General features: G+C 65.5%; 12 protein-coding genes and 1 pseudogene. 6 read left to right on the plus strand and 7 right to left on the minus strand.

The genetic code is table 11. From position 1 onward, the window contains the following. Positions 1–133: pseudogene (locus AC1D00_RS13620) on the minus strand (response regulator); the annotation flags it as partial. 98 nt (positions 134–231) lie between these two features. Beyond that, complete coding sequence (locus AC1D00_RS13625; protein WP_135174309.1) at positions 232–1,011, minus strand: NAD kinase; 780 nt, start codon at positions 1,009–1,011, stop codon at positions 232–234. Between the two features lie 248 nt (positions 1,012–1,259). On the opposite strand from AC1D00_RS13625, the gene AC1D00_RS13630 reads away from it, so the two are divergent. After that, positions 1,260–2,828 (plus strand): S10 family peptidase, encoded by a 1,569-nt coding sequence (locus AC1D00_RS13630; RefSeq protein WP_477011024.1) that lies wholly within the window; start codon positions 1,260–1,262, stop codon positions 2,826–2,828. On the opposite strand, the gene AC1D00_RS13635 is transcribed toward AC1D00_RS13630, so the two are convergent. Both AC1D00_RS13635 and AC1D00_RS13640 read right to left on the minus strand, forming a co-directional pair. After that, complete coding sequence (locus tag AC1D00_RS13635) at positions 2,818–4,203, minus strand: serine hydrolase domain-containing protein (protein ID WP_477011025.1); 1,386 nt, start codon at positions 4,201–4,203, stop codon at positions 2,818–2,820. The two genes, AC1D00_RS13630 and AC1D00_RS13635, sit on opposite strands and share 11 nt — an antisense overlap. Positions 4,204–4,311: 108 nt before the next feature. After that, a complete protein-coding gene (locus tag AC1D00_RS13640) occupies positions 4,312–4,854 on the minus strand; it encodes a tetratricopeptide repeat protein (RefSeq protein ID WP_135174312.1) in 543 nt (180 codons plus the stop codon). A gap of 253 nt (positions 4,855–5,107) precedes the next feature. On the opposite strand from AC1D00_RS13640, the gene AC1D00_RS13645 reads away from it, so the two are divergent. The 4 genes from AC1D00_RS13645 (at position 5,108) to AC1D00_RS13660 (ending at position 7,600) form a co-directional block, all read left to right on the plus strand. Next, entirely contained in the window at positions 5,108–5,476 is a 369-nt protein-coding gene (locus AC1D00_RS13645; protein ID WP_135174313.1) for a His-rich protein BRANT, read from the plus strand. A gap of 197 nt (positions 5,477–5,673) precedes the next feature. Beyond that, a complete protein-coding gene (locus AC1D00_RS13650) occupies positions 5,674–6,108 on the plus strand; it encodes a hypothetical protein (RefSeq protein WP_404557731.1) in 435 nt (144 codons plus the stop codon). Positions 6,109–6,395: 287 nt separating this feature from the next. Beyond that, entirely contained in the window at positions 6,396–7,103 is a 708-nt protein-coding gene (locus AC1D00_RS13655; RefSeq protein WP_477011026.1) for an outer membrane protein, read from the plus strand. A 254-nt stretch (positions 7,104–7,357) separates the two neighbouring features. Beyond that, a complete protein-coding gene (locus AC1D00_RS13660; RefSeq protein ID WP_092191392.1) occupies positions 7,358–7,600 on the plus strand; it encodes a DUF6719 family protein in 243 nt (80 codons plus the stop codon). A gap of 26 nt (positions 7,601–7,626) precedes the next feature. On the opposite strand, the gene AC1D00_RS13665 is transcribed toward AC1D00_RS13660, so the two are convergent. Together AC1D00_RS13665 and AC1D00_RS13670 are read right to left on the minus strand one after the other, a co-directional pair. Next, complete coding sequence (locus tag AC1D00_RS13665) at positions 7,627–7,881, minus strand: hypothetical protein (RefSeq protein ID WP_477011027.1); 255 nt, start codon at positions 7,879–7,881, stop codon at positions 7,627–7,629. A gap of 307 nt (positions 7,882–8,188) precedes the next feature. Next, positions 8,189–8,578: a hypothetical protein gene (locus tag AC1D00_RS13670; protein WP_477011028.1), complete on the minus strand. Its 390-nt coding sequence runs from the start codon at positions 8,576–8,578 to the stop codon at positions 8,189–8,191. 103 nt (positions 8,579–8,681) lie between these two features. Here AC1D00_RS13670 and AC1D00_RS13675 point away from each other — a divergent pair, with 103 nt between their 5' ends. Continuing rightward, complete coding sequence (locus tag AC1D00_RS13675; RefSeq protein WP_477011029.1) at positions 8,682–8,861, plus strand: hypothetical protein; 180 nt, start codon at positions 8,682–8,684, stop codon at positions 8,859–8,861. Positions 8,862–8,864: 3 nt separating this feature from the next. On the opposite strand, the gene AC1D00_RS13680 is transcribed toward AC1D00_RS13675, so the two are convergent. Further along, a complete protein-coding gene (locus AC1D00_RS13680) occupies positions 8,865–9,086 on the minus strand; it encodes a hypothetical protein (RefSeq protein ID WP_404557723.1) in 222 nt (73 codons plus the stop codon). Between the last annotated feature and the right edge of the window lie 209 nt (positions 9,087–9,295).

Here is a 9,295-nt window from a genome sequence, read left to right on the forward strand (position 1 = left end):
CCGTGGCGCCGTCCTCGGCCTCGTACACTTCGCGCGCGCCGAAGGAATGCAGCAGCGTCCGCAGGATGCGGCGCATGTGCGGATTGTCGTCGCAGACGAGGAAGCGCAGCTTGTTGAAATCGATGCGGAACATGACGCCTGGGCCAGAGCGGTCAACCTTCGTTAACCATATCGTGGCGGGGGTTAACGAAGGGTTGCGACCGGGCGTCCCAAAGCGACCGGGCAGGGGGCTCAGTACCCGAACTGCTCGCGCAAGATGCGTTCTTCCAGGCTGTGGCCGGGGTCGAACAGCATGCGCATCGAGATGGTCTTGTCGGACAGCACCTCGACGCGGCGGACGTCGCGCACCTCGTCGTGGTCGGCGACCGCGGCGACGGGGCGCTTGTCGCCCTCCAGCACCTCGATGACGACATAGGCCGTGTTGGGCAGCAGCGCGCCGCGCCAGCGGCGGGGGCGGAAGGCGCTGATCGGGGTCAGCGCCAGCAGCGCGGCGTTGATCGGCAGGATCGGCCCCTGGGCAGACAGGTTGTAGGCGGTCGAGCCTGCCGGCGTCGCCACCATGATGCCGTCGGCGATCAGCTCGGGCATGCGCTCGCGCTCGTCGATCAGGATCCGCAGGCGCGCCGCCTGGTAGGTCTGACGGAACAGAGCGACCTCGTTGATGGCGTGGTGCAGGTGGACGTGGTCGTTGACGTCGGTCGCGCGCATCAGCAGCGGATTGATCTCGGACTCATGGGCCGCCTCGAGCCGCGCGCGCAGATCGTGCGTCGAGTATTCGTTCATCAGGAAACCGACCGTGCCGCGGTGCATGCCGTAGATCGGCTTTCCCGTGTGCATGTGCTGATGCAGCGTCTGGAGCATCAGCCCGTCGCCGCCGAGCGCGACCACGACGTCGGCCTCGTTCGGGTCGCAATTGCCATAGTCCCTGGTGAGCTGCCCGAAGGCGGTCTGCGCCTCGCTGCTCGGGCTGGCGACGAAGGCGATCCGGTCGTAGCGCGCTGGCTTGGTCATGGCTTCCGGGCAGGGCCGCTGGCTCGAGAAAGTTCCGCCGGGCTCGTCTATACACCCGGACCCGCATTGTCGAGGATGACCGCCCTTCAAGGCAAACGGGCGGCCGGCGGGTCCGGGACGAATCCGGGGTGTTTCCAGCCCGATCGGCCTCGTTGGGCGGCGTCGGACCCATGATCCCCCAAACCGTCGCAATTCCGCGCTAGCCTATCGGCCTCACCGGCTCTCACGGCCGGATAGGGAGAACGATCATGGTCACGGGTTTGCAGGAGGTCCGCCGTGCGGCGCTGGTGCTGGCGGTCTCCGCGGTCGCGCTCGCGGGATTTGCCCGCGCAGACGATCCGCCGCAGCCGCGCGCCGAGACGGCGGCCCCAGCCGGACAGAAGGGTGGGCGTGGCAGTGGCGCGCAAAGCGCGCCGCAGACTTCATCGTCAGCCGCCGAGCCGCACCGTCTCCCGTCGGATTCGACCACGAAGCAGACCCTCGATCTGCCCGGCCGCACGCTCAACTTCGCCGCAACCGCCGGCTCGATCCGCGTGTTCGATGGCAAGGGCGAGCCGCTGGCCGACATCGCCTACTCGTCCTACCAACTCGAAGGTGCCGACCGCGCGACGCGCCCCGTGACGTTCCTGTTCAACGGCGGACCCGGCGCGTCCTCGGCATGGCTGCAGTTCGGCGCTGCGGGCCCGTGGCGACTGCCGCTCGATGGCGAAGCCCTCTCGCCGTCGGCCTCGCCCGAGGTGAAGCCGAACGCGGAGACCTGGCTCGATTTCACCGATCTCGTCTTCATCGATCCCGTCAGCACCGGCTACAGCCGGTTCGTTGCGACCGGCGAGGACGCGCGCAAGTCCTTCTATTCCGTCGACGGTGACGTCAACGCGATCGCGCTGGTGATCCGCCGCTGGCTCGAGAAGCACGACCGGCTGGTCTCGCCGAAATACGTTGCAGGCGAGAGTTATGGCGGCATCCGCGGGCCGAAGGTCGTGCGCCAGTTGCAGATCCAGCACGGCGTCGGCGTCAGGGGATTGATCCTGGTGTCGCCGCTGCTCGACTTCCGCGAGTTCACCGGCACCAGCCTCCTGCAATATGTCGCGACGCTGCCGAGCTATGTGGCGGTGGCGCGCGAGGCCAAAGGACCGGTCAAGCGCGCCGATCTCGCCGACGTGGAGGCTTACGCACGCGGCGAATTCCTGGCCGACCTCGTCAAGGGCGAAGCCGACAAGGAGGCTACCAATCGCCTGGCCGACAAGGTCGCCGAGCTCACCGGCATCGATCAGGCGGTGAGCCGCAGGCTCGCCGGCCGTTTCGACGTCGGTGAATTCCGCCGCGAATTCGATCGCAAGAACGGCAAGGTGACGGGACGCTACGATGCCTCCGTGCGCGGCTTCGATCCCTATCCGGATTCCAGCAGCACGCGCTTCGGGGATCCCTCGGGCGACGCGCTCCAGGCGCCGCTGACGAGCGCCGCGGTCGACGTGTTGACCCGCAAGCTCAACTGGCGGCCCGATGGCTCCTACGAAGTCCTCAACGGCGCCGTCGAGGGCCAGTGGGATTTCGGCCGCGGCATCAACCCGCCGCAGTCAGTGTCCGAGCTGCGCCAGATCCTCGCGACAGATGCGAAGCTGAACATCGTGGTCGCACACGGCCTGTTCGATCTCGCCACGCCCTATTTCGGAACGAAGCGTGTGCTCGACCAGTTGCCGGCGTTCGCGACCCAGCGGATCAAGTTCGTCGTCTATCCCGGCGGCCACATGTTCTATTCGCGCGACGGCTCGCGGCAGGCGTTTCGGGGCGAGGTCGAGGGATTGATCAGGGAGTAGGCCGGCGCTTGCGCGGGGGATATCTCCGCGCGATCTCGCGCGCCACGACGCTCGCAGGCTTGACGTTGGCACCTGCGATCCAGATGTCGCTGACCTTGCCGCGCTTGTCGCGGACACGACGCACCGGCTCGCCGTGACTGGAATAGCCGGCGGCCCAGAAGAGCTTGCCGGCATCACGGCCGGTGACCTCGATCTCGGCGGCATCCATGAACGGATTGTTGAACTGCGGATTGGCGATCAGCACGCGGTTGCCCATCGGCACCAGATCGGCCGCGCCCCACATCGTCCACCAGCGGCCGGTCCAGTCGCGCAGGCGCCGGTCGGGCGCGCCGCGGGTCTTGAAGACGCGCAGGATCTGCATCGCCCCGTCCAGCCAGAGCGGCGCCGCGCCGTCGATGGAGTTGCTGAGGATGCTGATCGCGAGCTCGCAAGCGGGGATGGAGCAGGTCCGCGAGATGTAGCCCTGGAAACCGCCGCCATGGCCGAACCAGTCCCAGCCGTCGGTCTTGCCGGCGTTGACGCCGAGGCCGTAATAGCCCTCGAAACTCTGCGGGATGCGCCAATGGTGCCGCGTCATCTCGCGGCGGCTCGCGACCGACAGCACGCTCTTTCTTGCGTTGGGGGCAAGCTGTGCGAAGAAGCGGGCGGTGTCGCCGGCGGTGGCGACGAAGCCCGCGGCCGACGCCATCGCATGGGCGGGATTGTCGCCGGGGATCACGCATCGCTCGCCGAACGGCAGCGTTCGGGTATGGCCGCGCGCGAACGGCGCCCCCTTGGGAAGCGGTACGTTTGGCTCGGTCTCGCGCAGGCCCGCGGGTTCGATGATCTCGCGCCTGATCCAGACCGGGTAGGGCTCTTTCGTGATCGCTTCGATCACGAGACCTATCAGGCCAAAGCCATGATTGGAATATTTGAAGCGCGTGCCGGGCTCGATCGCGGTCGGCAGTTTCAGCTCCGCGAGCAGCTCCCTGGCGTTGAGATAGGGGCGGCTGTCGATGAACTGGCCGGAATCGGCGCCGTCGCGCGTCAGCCCCGCGCTGTGCGAGAGCACCTGCGCAATCGTCGTCTCGGCGACGCGCGGATGCAGGCCGGCGACATATTGGCCGACGGTGTCGTCGAGCCGGATCCTGCGCTGCTCGCGCAGCTTCATGATGCCGGCGGAGGTAAAGCTCTTCGAGTGCGAGGCGATGCGGAAGCGGTGGCGCGGGGTGAGCTTCTCGCCGGTGTCGAGATTGGCAAGGCCAAAGGCGTGCTCGGCGACGACCTCGCCGCGATGGGCGAATGCGATGATGACGCCCGGCTGTTGGACTGTCGTCTGTTGGAATTCGACCCAGGAGCCGATGTAGTCGATCGCGGATCGCAGCCAACTGTCCATTGCGCACCGGTTTGCGAGGGAAGGATTGGTGCGGGAGGCTAGCCGAGAAAGCAGAACCGGCACAACCCCGAGGTTGTGCCGGTTCGCGTCGTACGGAAACCAGATGGCTTAGTAGACGAGCGTCGCGCCGGTCGGCTTGTCGAGCGCCGCGGCCAGCGAGCGATACTCGGAGCTGTCGGTGCCGGCGAGCGAAGCGATCTTGTTCAGGTGATATTGCGCCTGCTCGCGGTTGCCCTGCTCGAGCTGCCAGAGGCCGTAATACTGCCAGGTGCGGACGTGGTTCGGATCGTCCTTCAGCGCCAGTTCGTAATACACCTTCGACGACTGGTAGTCGCCGAGCTTGCGATAGGAATAGCCGATCAGATTGGCGACGTCGGCGACGTCGTCGCGCTTGAGCGACTTCAACTGATCGATCGCGCCCGTGTAGTTATGGTCGTCGTAGATCGTGGTGTAGGCGGTGCGATAGGCAGCAAGGAATTTCGGATCGCTGACGGAGGAGCTCTTCTTCTTGCCCTTCTTGGTCGACGTGTCCGACTTCGGCGGCGAGGAGGGGTCGTCGCCGCCCGCGGCATAGGCGCTGGTCAGCACCGGCCCGGCAGCGAGCGTCATCGAAACGAGTCCCGGCAGCAGAAGCATTGAGAGTTTGCGCATCTAAGTTCTCCCGTATGAAGCGTGGCGATCCTACACGATTGCCTGAAGACCGGAACACCCGCCGGGCAAAAACATTCCCGGCCGCCCCGGTCCCTTCGCCCTGCCGCAGATGACAAACTTGTCATCCAGATGAACGGAAGCCTGCAACCGGCTTCAGACTGGGTTCAGCGCGCGAGATCTAGGCTCCCACCTACGATCGAAGGGGTTGGCGAGAGGGCGCCCGCCTCAAGATCCTTCCAAGAGGAGACAAACCATGTTGAAGACCATTTCCGCAGCCTTGCTCGCAGCTTCCGTGATCGCAGCTCCGGCCTTCGCGGCCGAGGCCGGCAAGACCACCACGACCGCGCCGGTGATCAAGGCAGACCAGAGCCAGACCAAGACGTCGAACACCGCCGCGAAACCGGACGCCGGCGTCAAGGCCGATACCAAGGCCGCCGACGTCAAGGCGGATGCCAAGGTCGACGCCAAGTCGAAGACGATGAATGCGAACGCCGCGGTCACGCCCGACGAGCACAAGACCGTGCGTACGCATCGCCATCACCACAAGCATCTGTCGGCCAAGAAGTCGCTGAAGGCGCAGCCGGACGTCACCAAGCCGGTGACGACCGAGAAGCGCAGCTAACGACTGATCCCGCGCGGCGGCATCCCTGGCATTGCCCTGCTGGCGCGTGCGGAATTCAGGCCCGGTCCGTTGTCCCGGCGTCTTGCGCGAAAGCGCAAGGCACCGGCGGCGGGCCGGTGCGCCTGCAAGCGAATTCCCTTCGCGCAACCTTGGGGCTAGAACATCTCCCTGATCTGAGCGAGCGGAGAGCGTGACCTGTGGGGCGATTGGCGAAACGTGCGGCGAGCCTGCTATTGATCCTGGCATTGCCGCTGGCGCTCGCGGGGTGTTTCGGCAGCGACGGTGACCGTCCGACCCTGATGGCCGAGACCCAGGCTGGAGGTCCTCAGCCTTTTCCCGACAATTTCCGCGGTGACACGCTCGCCTTGATGCGCGCCTATCTGAACAATCCGGTCGGCGTGCGCGAGGCCGGCATGGCCGAGCCGGTGCTGCGCGAGGTCGGCGGCCGACAGTTCTACGTGAGCTGCCTGCGCTTCACGCCCCGCGAGACCGACGGCAGCTACAAGGCCATGCGCGAGCGCGCCGTCGTCTTCGTCAACGGACGGGCCGACCGCGTCCTCGATCGCGCCAGCGAGTTCTGTACCGGCGCGGTTTACGCACCCTTTCCGGAACTGGAAAAGATGACGCGGTAGCGCAAAGCCCGCCTTCATCGGCTGGTGCTAGGACAGAAGCCGCCGGAGCCGCTGGATCACATTTTGGCGAGCTTTGAACGGGGCGAGTTAGCCTTGCGACAGATCGTTACGGCAAGCCTTGCGCGGGCGGCAGAAACAGTCGGTGCAAGGCAACGTGACGGAACAAAATCGCGATGTTGCCACCCCGTCACAGTACCGAAAGATCAACGTTCCGGCATCGCCGCGAAGCAACCAAATTCACGCCACGTTGTTTGCTGAGGGTCGATTTTGAAAGAACGGGGATGGATATGAAAACGATTTTGCTGGGCGCAGTCGCTCTGCTTGCGCTAGCCGCGCCGGCCGCAGCGGCCGACATGCAGCCGCGCCCCTATACCAAGGCACCGGCCTATACGCCGCCGCAGGTGATTTACAATTGGACCGGCTTCTACATCGGCGGCCATGTCGGCGGCGCGTTCGCCGGTGACAGCAGCTTCCAGTCGAGCGACGCCCGCTTCCTGGGCGGCGTGCAGGGCGGCTTCGACTACCAGTTCGCGCCCAATTGGGTCGTGGGTGTCGAGGCCCAGTATTCCTGGCTGCCGACCAACAACAACGGTGTCACGTTCCCGCTGGGAACGCAGGTGACGTCCAATACCGACCAGCTCGGGTCGGTGACTGGCCGGATCGGCTACACCTGGGGTCCGACGCTGCTCTACGCCAAGGGTGGTTACGCCTGGCGCAATGGCGGCCTTGGCGTCAACGTCGCCGGCGTGCCGCAGACCTTCACCGCCGCCGGTAACAACAAGGACGGCTACACCGTCGGCGCTGGCCTCGAATACATGTTCGCGCCGAGCTGGTCGGCCAAGGCCGAGTACCAGTACTACAATTTCGGCAGCACCACGTTCACCTCCGGGCCGGCCGACATCGTCGGCGTCCGCGGCCGGGAGGACGAGCATACGGTCAAGGTCGGTGTGAACTACCGCTTCGGCTGGGGCGGTCCGTCAGCCTCGCGCTACTGACCCGCCAGCGGCAGTCCCAGATCTGACGAAAGGCCGGCTCGCGCCGGCCTTTCGTTTGCCCACCCGTCGTTCGCCAGCCCGTTGTTTGCTTGGCGTGAACCATCTGGCGCGTCATTTGCAAGCAAACATTCCGGCGCGCGCCTTCTCACGCGTGTCATGGGGCCGGCGTAAAGCAAAAATAATCTTTGCCGCTTACGGAACTCGCGCTCCGGAACGCGTTATATGTGAATTACAGGGCTGGTGGGACGACGGTCATGCGTATCTTGGTGTCGGCAGCAGTGCTCTCGTGCTTGGTCGCCGTGCCATGCTCTGCTCAAACAATCCTCAAATCCGAGCCTCTGATGCTGGCACCCTATGAGGTGGCCTTCGTCAAGGACGCCTCCTGTCCCTCCGGCAAGGTGTTGAAGGTCACCGGCGCGATCCGCGGGCTGCACCGCCGCAAGGCCTGCGTGGCGCTGGCGGGCGAGCAGGCATCGCTGGCGACGGCGACGCCCTGAATCCTCCGGCTGCTTCCGGCTCGACCTCACAAATTCAGCTGAAGCTCAATCCTGGACTGGCGCTCGGCCTCGGCTTTGTTCGTGGCGGGGTCCTCGCCCTGCGCTGCCCGGCAGGGCTTGATCTCGTAGTCGTTGTCGAGCACCCGGCGCGGCCCGGCACGCTCGTCGTCGGCGCTGACATCCACGACGAGACCGCTCCGCTGCGCCAATTTCCAGACGTCGGACTCATCAGGATAGGCCTTGCTGATCTGGGCGTCGTTACAGAACAAGGCGTAGGGCATTCTTCCCGCTCCCGGAAAGCGCATTAACGACTTCACCGGCGCGGGGTTCCGGCGGACGCGTAATCACGGCGGCGTGATCGGGACGCCAGGGTCCTTGAGTCGTAAACGAGTCCTGAATCCTCAAAAAAAGAATCCCTGGGACTCTCCGGCCGGAATCAGCGGATGTTTTCGGCCATGACGAGCGACCTGAAAACCTCCTGCGGGCACATGCTCCTGCCGCTGACGGTGGCGCTGCTCGGTGCCTGCGCAGCCAATCTCTGGCTGGTTTGGTCCTGGCTGTAGGTCCCTGACGGGCTGCCTGCCTGCCTTACTTGGAGGCCGGCGGAGGTGGGGCGGCGTCGCGGATGGCGGCGCGGACTTTTGTCAGGGTCGCCGCGCAATATTCCTCGCGCTCGCGCTCGAACCGCTCCTGATGCTTGCGGAAATTGGCGATCCTGGCCTGCATCTCGGTGCGGAAATCGCCACCCGTGCGGGGCGGCGGGACCTGGACGGGCCGAGCCTCGGGGGCCGGGGGAGATACCGCCGGTGGCGGGTCGGTTTCGGCCGCAATGGCCTGCACGGTCACGATCTCCGTGGTCACCGCGAACGCAACAGGCGGGCTTTCCGGCGGATGGAGGTCATCCTTCTTGCCGGTTACCGATTGGACGAAGGCCAGTGTCTGCGCGATCAGTGCGTCGCGCTCCGTGATCCACTTCATGGGCCACCCCTGTTGGGGCCATTCCACCAAAGCTCGAGGGGCGAATCAAGAAGGTATCCTGCAAGGGATTGCATATTTTTCCCGGGCGCCCGACAGTGGGCGGATGGATGCCGGAAAAGAGAAGTCGGACGAAGTCGAGGGCTTGAGGCTTGTTCGCGCGTTCCTGTCGCTGTCGCCCGACAAGCGGGCAGAGGTGATCGCGTTCGTCGAGGAATTGGCGCGTGCCCATGGACGGCCCGGGGAGGGCGAGGGCACATCTCCGAAGGGCGCATCCCCGAGGTGAGCGCTATCTCTGGCGCGGATTGACGTTGGGCACGAAGGGCGCCCCGACCACCCGGACCGCCGCCGGGGCTGCGGCATCGACCGGCCTGCTGTTATCGGCGACCCGCCGCTCCGGAGCCTGTCCAAGGACCGGCTCGTACAGCGCAAGCGTGCCGGCGACGACGACGCAGCAGAGCGTCACCGCCCCCAGCAAGAATATGTTTCGATGGTCTGCCCTGATCTGCATGGGGCAAGAACGAGCGACGCACGCGCTTGGTTCCGCGCCGCCGATACGGGAGCAGGCATCCTGAAAAAGGCGGCCGAAGCTTACGCCAAGCTTACGGCGGGACTCCAAAGAGTTATTTTTCGGTAAGAGCACCGGTATCATTTGGCATCAAATTTTAACGTCCGCCGGTTCCAATGCACGTTGCTGGGATTACGCCCTCGACTGGACAT

It is taken from the genome of Bradyrhizobium sp. P2_E8, assembly GCF_056403875.1.